The 12,311-nt window shown below is 61.2% G+C and carries 14 protein-coding genes, 1 other RNA gene and 1 pseudogene; 5 read left to right on the top strand and 11 right to left on the bottom strand.

What is annotated here, in order from left to right:
- Positions 1-47: 47 nt before the first annotated feature.
- From gcvH to ACM6J5_RS27655, 9 genes and pseudogenes are all read right to left on the bottom strand, one after another.
- On the bottom strand, positions 48-431 hold the full coding sequence (gene gcvH / locus ACM6J5_RS27695) for a glycine cleavage system protein GcvH (RefSeq protein WP_095945559.1): 384 nt from the start codon (positions 429-431) through the stop codon (positions 48-50).
- A 49-nt stretch (positions 432-480) separates the two neighbouring features.
- A complete protein-coding gene (gene gcvT / locus ACM6J5_RS27690; protein ID WP_414929705.1) occupies positions 481-1,563 on the bottom strand; it encodes a glycine cleavage system aminomethyltransferase GcvT in 1,083 nt (360 codons plus the stop codon).
- Between the two features lie 156 nt (positions 1,564-1,719).
- Positions 1,720-3,336 (bottom strand): ABC transporter permease, encoded by a 1,617-nt coding sequence (locus ACM6J5_RS27685; protein WP_150671986.1) that lies wholly within the window; start codon positions 3,334-3,336, stop codon positions 1,720-1,722.
- 204 nt (positions 3,337-3,540) lie between these two features.
- On the bottom strand, positions 3,541-4,545 hold the full coding sequence (locus ACM6J5_RS27680; protein ID WP_095945555.1) for an extracellular solute-binding protein: 1,005 nt from the start codon (positions 4,543-4,545) through the stop codon (positions 3,541-3,543).
- A 221-nt stretch (positions 4,546-4,766) separates the two neighbouring features.
- Entirely contained in the window at positions 4,767-5,984 is a 1,218-nt protein-coding gene (locus tag ACM6J5_RS27675; protein WP_172435392.1) for a 2-octaprenyl-3-methyl-6-methoxy-1,4-benzoquinol hydroxylase, read from the bottom strand.
- 9 nt (positions 5,985-5,993) lie between these two features.
- Positions 5,994-6,080, bottom strand: a pseudogene (locus ACM6J5_RS27670) (tetrameric acyl-CoA thioesterase); the annotation flags it as partial.
- A 58-nt stretch (positions 6,081-6,138) separates the two neighbouring features.
- Entirely contained in the window at positions 6,139-7,326 is a 1,188-nt protein-coding gene (gene ubiH, locus ACM6J5_RS27665) for a 2-octaprenyl-6-methoxyphenyl hydroxylase (RefSeq protein ID WP_095945553.1), read from the bottom strand.
- Positions 7,323-8,657, bottom strand: coding sequence for a Xaa-Pro aminopeptidase (gene pepP / locus ACM6J5_RS27660; protein ID WP_150813739.1), 1,335 nt, complete (start codon positions 8,655-8,657; stop codon positions 7,323-7,325). The genes ubiH and pepP overlap by 4 nt, the downstream gene beginning before the upstream one ends.
- A gap of 27 nt (positions 8,658-8,684) precedes the next feature.
- Positions 8,685-9,242 carry a YecA family protein gene (locus ACM6J5_RS27655; protein ID WP_095945551.1) on the bottom strand — a complete coding sequence of 186 codons (558 nt, stop codon included), beginning with the start codon at positions 9,240-9,242 and terminating at the stop codon, positions 8,685-8,687.
- A gap of 195 nt (positions 9,243-9,437) precedes the next feature.
- On the opposite strand from ACM6J5_RS27655, the gene ACM6J5_RS27650 reads away from it, so the two are divergent.
- The 4 genes from ACM6J5_RS27650 to ACM6J5_RS27635 all read left to right on the top strand — a co-directional run bounded on the left by ACM6J5_RS27650 (position 9,438) and on the right by ACM6J5_RS27635 (position 10,862).
- Positions 9,438-9,647, top strand: a complete 210-nt coding sequence (locus ACM6J5_RS27650) for a TIGR02449 family protein (RefSeq protein WP_007982902.1) — start codon at positions 9,438-9,440, stop codon at positions 9,645-9,647.
- Positions 9,644-9,961, top strand: a complete 318-nt coding sequence (locus ACM6J5_RS27645; protein WP_007982900.1) for a cell division protein ZapA — start codon at positions 9,644-9,646, stop codon at positions 9,959-9,961. The genes ACM6J5_RS27650 and ACM6J5_RS27645 overlap by 4 nt, the downstream gene beginning before the upstream one ends.
- A 30-nt stretch (positions 9,962-9,991) precedes the next feature.
- A non-coding RNA gene (gene ssrS, locus ACM6J5_RS27640) (6S RNA) lies at positions 9,992-10,170 on the top strand.
- 86 nt (positions 10,171-10,256) lie between these two features.
- Positions 10,257-10,862 (top strand): 5-formyltetrahydrofolate cyclo-ligase, encoded by a 606-nt coding sequence (locus ACM6J5_RS27635; RefSeq protein ID WP_008048703.1) that lies wholly within the window; start codon positions 10,257-10,259, stop codon positions 10,860-10,862.
- Between the two features lie 35 nt (positions 10,863-10,897).
- Here ACM6J5_RS27635 and ACM6J5_RS27630 read toward each other — a convergent pair whose 3' ends face one another.
- Positions 10,898-11,053, bottom strand: a complete 156-nt coding sequence (locus tag ACM6J5_RS27630) for a hypothetical protein (RefSeq protein ID WP_007982896.1) — start codon at positions 11,051-11,053, stop codon at positions 10,898-10,900.
- Positions 11,054-11,248: 195 nt separating this feature from the next.
- Between ACM6J5_RS27630 and ACM6J5_RS27625 the strand changes: the two genes are divergently transcribed.
- Positions 11,249-11,701 (top strand): EVE domain-containing protein, encoded by a 453-nt coding sequence (locus tag ACM6J5_RS27625; protein ID WP_414929704.1) that lies wholly within the window; start codon positions 11,249-11,251, stop codon positions 11,699-11,701.
- 124 nt (positions 11,702-11,825) lie between these two features.
- Here the strand turns inward: ACM6J5_RS27625 and ACM6J5_RS27620 are convergent, their stop codons facing one another.
- Positions 11,826-12,233 (bottom strand): flagellar basal body-associated protein FliL, encoded by a 408-nt coding sequence (locus ACM6J5_RS27620; protein WP_414929703.1) that lies wholly within the window; start codon positions 12,231-12,233, stop codon positions 11,826-11,828.
- Between the last annotated feature and the right edge of the window lie 78 nt (positions 12,234-12,311).

Raw genomic sequence — 12,311 nt, 5'->3', positions numbered from 1 at the left:
AAAAAAAAGCCCCGACGGGTCGGGGCTTTGGGGGTGACGCTTGAAGCTTATTCGCCGATGGCGGCCTTGTAGCCGGCGGCATCCAGCAGTTTTTCCAGCTCGGCGGTATCGCTTGGCTTGAGCTTGAAGATCCACGCGCCGTACGGATCGGAGTTGAGCAGCTCAGGCTCGCCGCTCAGCGCTTCGTTGACCGCGATCACTTCACCGCTGATCGGTGCATAAATGTCGGAAGCTGCTTTAACCGACTCAACGACACCCGACTGATCACCGGCGGCAAACACGTTGCCGACTTCAGTCAGCTCGACAAACACCACGTCACCCAGCGCTTCCTGCGCGTGATCGCTGATGCCCACGGTGACGGTGCCATCGGCTTCCAGACGTGCCCATTCGTGACTTTCGGCAAAACGCAGGTCGGCAGGGATATTGCTCATGTTCTGTGTCCTCAGGAAAAGGGTCGGCGGTCATGCCCGCCAGAAAAGGTTAGATCAAGGTTTTGCCGTGACGTACGAAGGTCGGTTTGACCACCCGGACCGGGTACCACTTGCCACGGATTTCCACTTCAGCGCGGTCGGCTGTTGCCATCGGCACGCGCGCCAGTGCAATCGACTTGCTAAGCGTAGGAGAGAAACTACCACTGGTGATCTCCCCTTCGCCAACATCGGCGATGCGGACCACTTGATGAGCGCGCAAAACACCGCGTTCTTCAAGGACCAGACCGACCAGTTTGTGCTGCACACCGGCGGCCTTTTCGGCTTCCAGGGCCTTGCGCCCGATGAACTGCCGGGTGGCGGGTTCCCAGGCGATGGTCCAGGCCATATTGGAGGCCAACGGTGAAATGTCTTGCTGGATGTCCTGGCCGTAAAGGTTCATGCCGGCTTCGACCCGCAAGGTATCCCGCGCGCCAAGGCCGATGGGAGAAATCCCGGCTCCGACCAGGTCGTTGAAAAAGCCTGGCGCCTGATCGGCCGGCAGAATGATTTCCAGGCCGTCTTCGCCGGTATAACCGGTGCGCGCGATGAACCAGTCACCATCGGACAGGCCTTCGAAGGGCTTGAGGAGCTGGATCAGGTTGCCGCGGGACTGACTGACCAGTTCGGCAATTTTCTGCCGGGCGTGGGGGCCCTGGATGGCCAGCATCGCCAACTCTGAACGCTCGCGAAGTTGCACGTCGAAACCGTTGAGATGGGCTTGCATCCACGCCATGTCCTGGTCGCGGGTGGAGGCATTCACCACCAGACGATAACCCTCATCGAGACGATAGACGATCATGTCGTCGACGATGCCGCCCTGCTCATTGAGCATGGTGCTGTACAACGCACGGCCGGGGCTGTGCAGGCGTTCGACATCATTGGCCAGCAAATGCTGAAGCCAGGCTTTGGCCTGGGCGCCGCCGACGTCGATTACGGTCATGTGGGATACATCGAAGACACCGCAATCGCGGCGCACCTGATGGTGCTCCTCGACCTGCGATCCATAATGCAGAGGCATGTCCCAACCGCCAAAATCGACCATCTTCGCGCCGAGTGCGAGATGAAGGTCGTACAGAGGCGTACGCTGTCCCATGGGTTTCTCCTTCCGGGCGTGGCGAAGGTGCGGACAAGCGCTGCACGGACTGAATGCCTTGATACAAAGGGCCTTCAACCGATTTCAGCCACCTGGTCTGTCAGACGGACCGCACCGAATGCCGCGCATTGTAGCCGCAAGGTGTAGGACTGACACCTAGCTGTTTCGATGTGCTGAACGACGGATCAATCCGATGACCGGTAACAGCCCGACCAGCACCAGGGTCAATGCCGGCAAAGACGCCCGGGCCCATTCGCCTTCGCTGGTCATTTCGAAGATTCGCACCGCCAGCGTGTCCCAACCAAACGGGCGCATCAGCAGGGTCGCGGGCATTTCCTTGAGCACATCGACGAACACCAGCAGCGCGGCGCTCAACGTGCCGGGTAGCAATAATGGCAGATACACTTTGAAAAACAGTCGTGGCCCACTGACGCCAAGGCTACGTGCCGCTTCGGGCAAAGATGGCCGTATACGCGCCAGACTGCTTTCCAGCGGCCCGTAGGCCACTGCAATGAAGCGCACCAGATAGGCCAGCAGCAACGCCGACAGACTGCCCAGCAGCAGCGGCTTGCCCGCGCCACCGAGCCAGCCCGAGAGCGGGATCACCAGCTCGCGATCCAGGTAACTGAACGCCAGCATGATCGACACCGCCAGCACCGAACCAGGCAAGGCGTAGCCCAGGTTGGCCAGGCTGATCCCGGAACGAATGACCCGGGTGGGTGCCAGTCGTCGGGCAAACGCCAGTAACAAGGCGACGCTGACGGTGATCAACGCCGCCATCGCCCCCAGGTACAAGGTGTGGACGATCAACCCGGTGTAGCGCTCGTCGAGATCGAAGCGCCCGCGCAGCCAGAACCACACTGCCAACTGCAGCATCGGGATAACAAAAGCGCAGGCGAACACCAGACCGCACCACGTCGTCGCCGCCAATGCCTTGAGGCCTCGCAAGTGATACAGCGCCTTGACCCGTGGTCGCTCGTTGCTCGCCCGGTTGGCCCCACGGGCACGCCGTTCGCCGTAGAGCACGAGCATCACCACCAGCAGCAACAGACTGGCCAGTTGCGCGGCGGACGACAGGCTGAAAAAACCGTACCAGGTCTTGTAGATGGCAGTGGTGAAGGTATCGAAGTTGAACACCGACACGGCGCCGAAGTCCGCCAGGGTTTCCATCAGCGCCAATGCCACGCCCGCGCCAATGGCTGGTCGTGCCATGGGCAACGCCACCCGCCAGAACGCTTGCCAGGGCGATTGGCCAAGGACCCGCGCGGCTTCCATCAGGCCTTTGCCCTGGGCGAGGAAAGCCGTGCGCGCCAGCAGATAGACATAGGGATAGAAAACCAGCACCAGCACCACAATCACACCGCCCGTGGAACGCACGCGCGGCAGCCGCAGACCACTGCCAAACCACTCTCGTAGCAAGGTCTGCACGGGCCCGGCGAAATCCAGCAGGCCGACGAAAACAAAGGCCAGCACATAGGCCGGGATCGCGAAGGGCAGCATCAGAGCCCAGTCCAGCCAGCGCCGGCCGGGGAATTCGCAAAGGCTGGTGAGCCATGCCAGGCTGACACCCAGGACTGTCACGCCGACACCGACGCCTAGCACCAGGGTCAAGGTATTGCCCAGCAAACGCGGCATCTGTGTGTCCCAGAGATGGGACCAGATCTGTTGATCGACGGTTTGCCAGGAAAGCAGCAGAACGCTCAGGGGCAACAGGACCAGCGCAGCGATGGCGAAGACGACTGGATACCAGCGGCGTTGGGCGGGATGGGCCAAAGGCTTGGTTCTCTACTATCTAATGGATGAGATCGACACTGTAGGAGCGAGCTTGCTCGCGAAAAACGTCAACGATAACGCGGGGAACCTGACGGTCCGCGGTGCCCTGACGCTCATCGCGAGCAAGCTCGCTCCTACATCGTCAGAGGCGCGCAACGCAAAAACAAACGCCCCGCATAGGCGGGGCGCAGTATATAGGGCGACTTAGTTCCAGCCAGCCTTGTCCATCAGGCGAATCGCCTCGGCCTGGCGCTTGCCGGCGATTTCCACAGGCAAGGTATCAGCGATGAACTTGCCCCATGCGGCGACTTCAGCCGATGGCTGCACGGCCGGGTTCGCCGGGAACTCCTGGTTCACGTCGGCAAAGATTTTCTGCGCTTCAGGGGTGGTCATCCACTCCACCAGGGCCTTGGCCGCTTCCGGGTGTGGCGCGTGCTGGGTCAGGCCGATACCCGACAGGTTGATGTGTACGCCACGGTCAGCCTGGTTCGGCCAGAACAGTTTCACCGGCAGGTCTGGCCTCTGCTTGTGCAGGCGGCCGTAGTAGTAGGTGTTGACGATACCAACGTCGCACTGACCGGCGTTGATCGCTTCCAGCACGGCGGTGTCGTCGGAGAACACGTCAGTGGAGAGGTTCTTGACCCAGCCCTTGAGGATTTCCTCGGTCTTATCAGCGCCGTGCACTTCGATCATGGTCGCGGTCAGGGACTGGTTATAGACCTTCTTCGCCGTGCGCAGGCACAGCCGGCCTTCCCATTGCTTGTCGGCCAGCGCTTCGTAGGTGGTCAGTTCACCCGGCTTCACCCGATCAGTGGAGTAGGCAATGGTCCGCGCCCGCAGGCTCAGGCCGGTCCAGGCATGGGAGGCGGCCCGGTACTGCAGCGGAATGTTGGCGTCGATGGTTTTCGAGGTGAACGGCTGGAGGATGCCCATCTGCTCGGCTTGCCAGAGGTTGCCGGCATCGACGGTGAGCAGCAGGTCGGCCGGCGTGTTCGCGCCTTCGGCCTTGAGCCGCTGCATCAGCGGCGCTTCCTTGTCGGTGATGAACTTCACCTTCACGCCAGTCTTGGCGGTGTAGGCATCGAATACTGGCTTGATCAGCTCGTCGATTCGCGAGGAGTAGACCACCACCTCGTCAGCGGCCTGGGCGGCGGTGCTGCCGATCAGGGTCAAGGCCAGTGCAGTCAGTAGACGCTTCGGTGCCAACATGGGAGCGGTCTCTCGATTGAAAAATGAGGGCAAATGATAAGGACTCACATTTAGCTTCTCAATCGAAGCTGGCAGCGGAGGAGTTACCGGATGTTGCACAAGCAGAAATTGAGGGCGAATGTGCCGCCGTCTTCGCGAGCAGGCTCGCTCCCACATTTGAAATGCATTCCAGGGTGGGAGCGAGCCTGCTCGCGAAGAGGCCATCAGCCTCAATATAGAAGTCAGGCTTTGGCAAGCGCCGGCAAATCTCCGGTCAACCCCAGCGCTTCGCGCACGAACAACGCCTTGGCTTCCGGCATTTTCTCGACCATTTTCAACCCGGTATTACGCAACCAACGCACCGGCAACGGATCGGCCTGGAACAAGCGCTCAAAGCCTTCCATTGCGGCCATCAGCGCCAGGTTGTGGGGCATGCGTCGACGCTCGTAACGGCTAAGGACTTTCACATCCGCCAGGCGTTCGCCACGCGTTGCCGCTTGCAGCAACACTTCTGCCAGTACGGCGGCATCGAGGAATCCGAGATTCACCCCCTGCCCGGCCAACGGGTGAATGGTGTGGGCCGCGTCGCCGATCAATGCCAGGCCTTCAGCCACATAACGCTTGGCATGCCGCTGGCGCAGAGGCACACACAGGCGCGGGTCGGCGCTGAGCACCTCGCCGAGCCGACCTTCGAAGGCCCGCTCCAGTTCCTTGCAGAAACCTTGTTCATCCATCGCCATCAAACGTTCGGCTTCGCCGGGTGTGGTCGACCAGACGATCGAACACCAATCTTGTTGGCCGTCTCGCTCCAGCGGCAGAAACGCCAACGGACCGTTATCGGTGAAGCGTTGCCAGGCCGTCATCTGATGCGGCTTGGCACAACGCACACTGGTGACGATGGCATGGTGCAGATAATCCCATTCGCGGGTCGCCACACCGGCCAGGCGTCGCACCGCCGAGTTGGCGCCATCCGCCGCGATCACCAGCGGTGCGCGCAAGGTGCGGCCGTCGGCCAGGGTCAGCAGCCAGTCGTCGCCGGAGCGGCGCATCTGCTCCAGCCGCGCATTGGCCAGCAGCCCCAGGTCGCAATCGTGCAAGCGCTCGAGCAAGGCATCCTGGACCACGCGGTTTTCGACGATATGCCCCAGCACTTCGGCATGCACGCTGGCCGCCGAGAAGTGGATTTGCCCGGTGCCGCTGCCATCCCAGACCTGCATGTCGGTATAGGGGCTGCTGCGTCGTCCGGCGATGCCTTCCCACACGCCAAGGCGCTCGAGAATCCGCTGGCTGGCGGCCGACAAGGCGCTCACCCGCGGCTCAAACGCAGCCTGCGCGTTGAACGGTTTGACGCTCATGGGGCTGCCGTCCAGCAGCAGGACTTCCAGCCCGCTGTCCTGCAACGCCAGCGCCAGGGCGCTGCCGACCATTCCGGCCCCGACAATCAGCAGATCTGCGCGCATTTCCATGCTTTAAGCCTGTCTCTCTTGCGGCTTGAGCCGCACGTAAAGGGTTTTCCCGACACACGCCACCAAGTGGCAGGAGCCGTCATGAATGTCGAACCTGCAGGCAGGTATTTTTATCAATCGCGCCTTGCCGAGTCCGCGGATCAGCCAGTCACGCATCCGGTCGCGTACCCAGCCCCATCGCCTGCCGGGCAAACCAGCGTTTGGCCGGTGGCAGCAGATCCAGGCCGAGCAAGCCGATGTTGCGACCCAGGGACACCAACGGCTGGGTGCTGCCGAACAGGCGCGTAACCTGATCGGAGAAACCCACGGTGAGGTCCTGATCGAGACGCTGGCGTTCGCGATAGGCCTGTAACGTGGCGAAGTCGCCCAAAGGTTTCTCACTGGCGAGCAAGGCATCGGCCAGGGCCTGGGCATCGCGCAGGGACAGGTTGAACCCCTGGCCGGCAATCGGATGCAGGCTATGCGCCGCGTTGCCGAGAATGGCCAGATGCGGGCGCACCTGCTCTTCGGCCTCGACCAGTGTCAGCGGATACAAGTGCCGCGCACCGACCTGCTTCAATGTGCCTAGGCGATAACCGAACACACCCTGCAACTCGCTGAGGAAACTGCGCTCATCGAGGGCCGCCAGCCGTTGCGCGTCCATGCCCAGGCGGGTCCAGACCAGTGCGCAGCGATTATCCGGGAGCGGCAGCAACGCCATCGGGCCTTCGTCGGTGAAACGCTCGAAGGCCATGCCGTTGTGGGCTTCGCTCGGGGTGATGTTGGCGATCAGCGCGCTCTGGTTGTACGGACGCTTGCGGATGCCGATCCCCAGTTGCTCGCGCAAGCCGGAGCGCCCGCCATCGGCGAGCACCGCAAGGTCGCATTCCAGGGTGGTTTCATCGTTGAGGGTCAGGCGGTAGCCGTCGGTCAGCGGCTCCATGCGGGTGACTTCCGCCGGGCAACGCCAACTGATCACGTCCTTGTCCAGGCCTTGCCACAGGCATTGGCCGAGCCAGGCATTTTCAACGACATAACCCAGCGCTGGAACACCCTCTTCCATCGCCGACAAACGGGCGGTGGAGAAGCGCCCACGGTCGGAAACATGAATCTGCTTGATCGGCTCGGCGCGGCGCGAGACTTCTTGCCAGACGCTCAGCCGTTGATAGATTTGCCGCGAGCCGAAGGACAACGCCGAGGAACGGGCATCGTAACTCGGTTGATAGCTGTCGCCAGGGGCGAACGGCTCGATCAACACGATCTTCCAGCCCCGGGCCTTGGCCCCGGCCTGAAGCGCCAGTGCCAGGCTTGCACCGACCAGCCCGCCACCGATAATTGCCAGGTTGACGCGACTCATGCTGCCTGTGTCCGCGCGGCGGCCATCAGGGCCTCGATCTCGGCGACAGTTTTCGGCACGCCGCTCGTCAATATTTCACAGCCGGTTTTGGTGACCACTACGTCGTCCTCGATGCGCACGCCAATGCCGCGCCATTTCTTCGCAACATTCTGGTTGTCCGGGGCAATATAGATCCCCGGCTCCACAGTCAGCGCCATGCCGACTTCCAGCACGCGCCACTCACCGCCGACCTTGTATTCGCCGACGTCATGCACATCCATGCCCAGCCAATGGCCGGCGCGGTGCATGTAAAATGCCTTGTAGGCTTCGCTGGCGATCAGTTCGTCAACGTCGCCCCGCAGCAACCCCAGCTTGACCAGCCCGGCGGTGATGACCCGAACCGTGGCCTCGTGCGCCTGGTTCCAGTGCTTGTTCGGGGCGATTTCGGCAAAGGCGGCTTCCTGGGAGGCCAGCACCAATTCGTAAATCGCTTTCTGTTCCGCTGAATACTTGCCGCTGACCGGAAAGGTTCGGGTGATGTCGCTGGCGTAGCAGTCGATCTCGCATCCGGCGTCGATCAGCACCAGATCCCCGTCCTTGAGCAATGCGTCATTCTGCTGGTAATGCAGGATGCAGCTGTTGCGCCCCGCCGCGACGATCGACCCGTAGGCCGGCATCTTCGCCCCGCCCTTGCGGAATTCGTAATCGAGCTCGGCTTCCAGGCTGAATTCGTGCAACCCGGCGCGACAGGCCTGCATGGCCCGTACATGCGCCTGGGCGGAAATCCGCGCCGCTTCGCGCATCACTTTCACTTCTGCCGCCGATTTATACAGGCGCATGTCGTGCAGCAGATGATCCAGGGCAACGAATTCGTTCGGCGGCTGGGCACCGAGGTTGGCCTTGGAGCGGATCACGTTGATCCACTCCATCAGGTGGCGGTCGAATTCGGGGTTGCTGCCCATGGCCGAATACACCCGGTCACGGCCTTCGATCAGGCCCGGCAGGATGTCGTCGATATCAGTGATCGGAAAGGCGTCATCGGCGCCGAAGTCGCGAATAGCGCCCTCTTGCCCGGCACGCAGGCCATCCCACAGCTCGCGCTCGGCGTTACGTTCGCGGCAGAACAGGATGTATTCGCCATGCACGCGCCCCGGCATCAGCACCAGTACGGCCTGGGGCTCGGGAAAACCGCTGAGGTACTGGAAGTCGCTGTCCTGGCGGTAGACGTGCTCGACATCGCGGTTACGAATGGCCACCGCGGCAGCGGGCAGGATGGCGATGCTGTTGGGTTCCATCTGCGCCATCAGGGCCTTGCGGCGACGGCTGTATTCCGATTTCGGGATATGGATCATGGGCAGATGGTTTTCCCTTTCTTACGATTAATGCAAAGACGGTTTGGCGGCGGCCGGCACGTCTTTTTTGGTCTCGGAGAACAGCAGCAGCGGTGCGACGCGCAGGTACTCCATGACTTCCATATAGTCGTTTTCACCGTCGTCGGACTCTTCCAGGGCATCTTGCACCTGGGAAATGGCCGCCAGATCCTGCAGCACCTCGGTGGCCTCGGTGCTCAGGGCGCTGCTGTCACGGCAGTTCAGGCCGAAGCCGCTGAGGAAACCCTGGCACCACTGGCCCAGTGCGGCGGCACGGTCGGCTAGCGGCGCATCGTCGGTCGGCAGCAGCAGAACGACGGTCACGTCATCGCCGGTGAGCTCGCCTTTTACCATCTCTTGCAGGCCGATCAGGGCGTTGCGAACGTTGTCCTGCGGCTCGCTTTCGAGCAGTTCGGCGGCGTCGATCAGCCAGCCTTCGGCGTCGAAACCGGCGCCGGCGCAGCTGCGGCCGAGCAACAGGCCGTGCAGTTCGGCAGGCGAGACGTTGTGACCGCTGGAAGTCAGCAGGGTGGCGAAGGCTTGGTACGGGGAATTCTGAATGGTCATGGGCAGCTAGGCGCCAGACGGCGCTATGTCTAGAATGAAGGCCTTGTATCCTACATCGACTACCCCTGTAGGAGCGAGCTTGCTCGCGATGGTCGCCAACGATAACGCGGGGTACCTGACGCCCCGCGGTGCTCCCAGGTTCATCGCGAGCAAGCTCGCTCCTACAAGTCCAACACCCATCAGACAGTGAAGACAATGGAAGACACCGACCTGCAAGCGCTGATGGCCAGACTCGAACTGCTGATTACACGAGTCGAGCAACTTAAGAGTCAAAACGGACTCTTACTAGCTCAGGAAAAGACCTGGCGCGAGGAACGCGCGCACCTCATTGAAAAAAACGAAATCGCCCGGCGTAAGGTCGAATCGATGATTTCGCGCCTCAAGGCCCTGGAGCAAGACTCATGAGTTCAAGCAATAGCGTCACCGTGCAGATCCTCGACAAAGAGTATTCGATCATCTGCCCTCAGGAAGAGCGCAGCAATCTGGTCAGCGCCGCCCGTTATCTGGACGGCAAGATGCGCGAGATCCGCAGCAGCGGAAAAGTCATCGGTGCCGACCGTATCGCCGTGATGGCCGCGCTGAACATCACCCATGACCTGCTGCACAAGGAAGAACGCCCGGATATCCAGGCCAGCGGTTCGACCCGCGAACAGGTGCGTGACCTGCTCGATCGCGTCGATCTGGCACTCGCCACCGATCCGGACGTCACCAAAGGCTGATTCGCGCCGCCGCTTGCGGTATAATCCCCTCACTCCCTGGGGTGCTTGCCAGTTGGCGATGTCCCTGAGCCGATTTGCTATACCCTGGAGGTTGCACGTTGGGCTGGTGTGCATGTCCGCTAGACGGAAAGCCTTAAAGCCTACTGCATCTTCCACCTTGAACTTTCGGGTTCAAGGGCTAAGTCGACAGCGGCACATTCGGGGAGCCTGATTTCAGTCCAATGCCGGTTCTGATACCGGCATTGGCGTTTTTACGGGTACGCTTCACGTATCCGCACTGTTGAAGCCCGAATACATGACCGAACCTGCGCTGCTCCCCCGCCCGCAACTTCGACGCATGCTGCGCAAGGCCCGCCGCGCACTGACTCCCAGTCAGCAGCGCCAGGCCGCTCGCGGGCTGTACAAGCAATTGGCCCAGCAACCGCTGTTCCGTCGCGCCCGGCACATCTCCCTCTACTTGCCCACCGACGGTGAAATCGATCCGCGCCTGTTGCTGCGCGCCGCACAACGCCGGGGCAAAGCCACCTATCTACCGGTGCTGAGCGCCTGGCCGCGAACCAAAATGGTTTTCCAGCGCATCCGTCCCGGGGAAAAACTCAAACCCAACCGCTTCCGCATTCTCGAACCTCGGGCCAACCTCGCCCGGCAGCGCAAAATCTGGGCACTGGATCTGGTGCTGTTGCCATTGGTGGGTTTTGACGATGTCGGCGGACGCCTGGGGATGGGCGGTGGCTTCTACGACCGGAGCCTGGCCTACCTGGCGCGACGAAACGACTGGCGCAAGCCGACGCTGCTGGGGCTGGCCCATGAATGTCAGAAGGTGGCGCGATTGGCTCAGGCGAGCTGGGATGTCCCGCTGCAAGGAACGGTGACGGACAAGGCCTGGTATTACGCAGGTTAGGCGCCACTTCGATCAGCGGCGCCGAGGCAACAGGATCAGCGCTTGAAGGCTGTCGACTGTTGCTGCAATTGGGCGAGCTCGACCGGTGCATCGGTCTTGTTGGCCCACAGGCTTTGGGCATAGCCAGTGGTCACGACGCCAAGGCCAAACAAAATGACCAAAATCCATAGTAAATCCGGTTTGCGTTTCATCGATTGCCCCCCAAAGGCACATCAACACGATGACAGCAGCGGTTTCCGTTTGTAGGCCGTGCAGCAGCGTCAAGCTTTAAAGGCCGGCATTTTGCGACAACGTGAACCGCTGCGCAAATGCTGACGCCAACCGACTGTCGGTTTGTCATAAAATCGCCGACAAGCTGCTCAATCACCACGCAAGGAGCAAAAGACATGGCCTATTGGCTGATGAAATCCGAGCCCGACGAACTCTCGATCAAAGGGCTGGAAAAGCTCGGCAAAGCGCGCTGGGACGGGGTTCGCAACTATCAGGCACGCAATTTCCTGCGGGCCATGGCGGTGGGGGATGAGTTCTTTTTCTATCATTCCAGCTGCCCTGAGCCGGGCATCGCCGGAATCGGCAGGATTGTCGAAGCCGCGTATCCGGACCCGACGGCGCTGGAGCCGGAAAGTCATTACTACGACCCCAAGGCAACTGCGGACAAAAACGCCTGGAGCGCGATTGATGTCGCGCATGTCGAGACCTTTGCCCGGGTGCTGAAACTGGATTATCTGAAGCAGCAGACAGCGCTGGCTGAGTTGCCGCTGGTGCAGAAAGGCTCGCGGTTATCGGTGATGCCGGTGACGACGGAGCAGTGGGCGGCGGTGATTGCCCTAAAACCGTAGGATTTGCAGCATCTTTAGAATGCTATCGCGAGCAGGCTCGCTCCCACACTGGATCTACATTCACTGAAGATCCCCTGTGGGAGCGAGCCTGCTCGCGAAGACGGCGGCACAGGCAATAAAAGAGTTACTGAATGATCAGGTTGTTGAACAACAGATCCTCAACCACCGGTTTGCCGGTTTCATCGTTCATCACCTGCTGGGCCTGCTTCAGCGCTTCCTGACGCAGTTTCTCCTTGGCCTCGACGTTGTTCATCGTTTCGGTGGTCTGCTGGGCGAACAGCGCGACCAATTGATTGCGGATCAACGGCTCATTGGCCTTCACCGCTTTGGCGGCCTCGTCACCGGTCACCCGCAACGCCACATCAGCCTTGTAGACCTTCAGTTTCGGCGTGCCGTCCAACCCGTAGTTACCCACGAACGGCGGGCTCAGGGTGATGTAGCTGACCTTCGGAGCAGCATCTTCTTTGGCTTCTTCGGCCACCGCTGCCACAGGCAGAAACAGGGCCAGCATCAACATGATCCACGCTTTCAAAATTCGCTCCTTATCCGGTTTGCGGCCTAGCATAACGACCCGCCGCGCAAGCACAAGCTTATGGCTGACTATCAGGGC

Source organism: Pseudomonas sp. IT-P74, assembly GCF_949768175.1.
Classification (GTDB): domain Bacteria; phylum Pseudomonadota; class Gammaproteobacteria; order Pseudomonadales; family Pseudomonadaceae; genus Aquipseudomonas.
This window is presented reverse-complemented; position numbering and strand designations above follow the sequence as displayed.

Bases quoted from the DNA above. Each gene is read 5' to 3' on its own strand.
- ACM6J5_RS27680 (WP_095945555.1), bottom strand. From the start codon at position 4,545: ATGTTGGCACCGAAGCGTCTACTGACTGCACTGGCCTTGACCCTGATC.
- ubiH (WP_095945553.1), bottom strand. From the start codon at position 7,326: ATGAGTCGCGTCAACCTGGCAATTATCGGTGGCGGGCTGGTCGGTGCA.
- gcvT (WP_414929705.1), bottom strand. From the start codon at position 1,563: ATGGGACAGCGTACGCCTCTGTACGACCTTCATCTCGCACTCGGCGCG.
- ACM6J5_RS27625 (WP_414929704.1), top strand. From the start codon at position 11,249: ATGGCCTATTGGCTGATGAAATCCGAGCCCGACGAACTCTCGATCAAA.
- ACM6J5_RS27655 (WP_095945551.1), bottom strand. From the start codon at position 9,242: ATGACCATTCAGAATTCCCCGTACCAAGCCTTCGCCACCCTGCTGACT.
- ACM6J5_RS27645 (WP_007982900.1), top strand. From the start codon at position 9,644: ATGAGTTCAAGCAATAGCGTCACCGTGCAGATCCTCGACAAAGAGTAT.
- ACM6J5_RS27635 (WP_008048703.1), top strand. From the start codon at position 10,257: ATGACCGAACCTGCGCTGCTCCCCCGCCCGCAACTTCGACGCATGCTG.
- ACM6J5_RS27630 (WP_007982896.1), bottom strand. From the start codon at position 11,053: ATGAAACGCAAACCGGATTTACTATGGATTTTGGTCATTTTGTTTGGC.
- ACM6J5_RS27650 (WP_007982902.1), top strand. From the start codon at position 9,438: ATGGAAGACACCGACCTGCAAGCGCTGATGGCCAGACTCGAACTGCTG.
- ACM6J5_RS27675 (WP_172435392.1), bottom strand. From the start codon at position 5,984: ATGCGCGCAGATCTGCTGATTGTCGGGGCCGGAATGGTCGGCAGCGCC.
- gcvH (WP_095945559.1), bottom strand. From the start codon at position 431: ATGAGCAATATCCCTGCCGACCTGCGTTTTGCCGAAAGTCACGAATGG.
- pepP (WP_150813739.1), bottom strand. From the start codon at position 8,657: ATGATCCATATCCCGAAATCGGAATACAGCCGTCGCCGCAAGGCCCTG.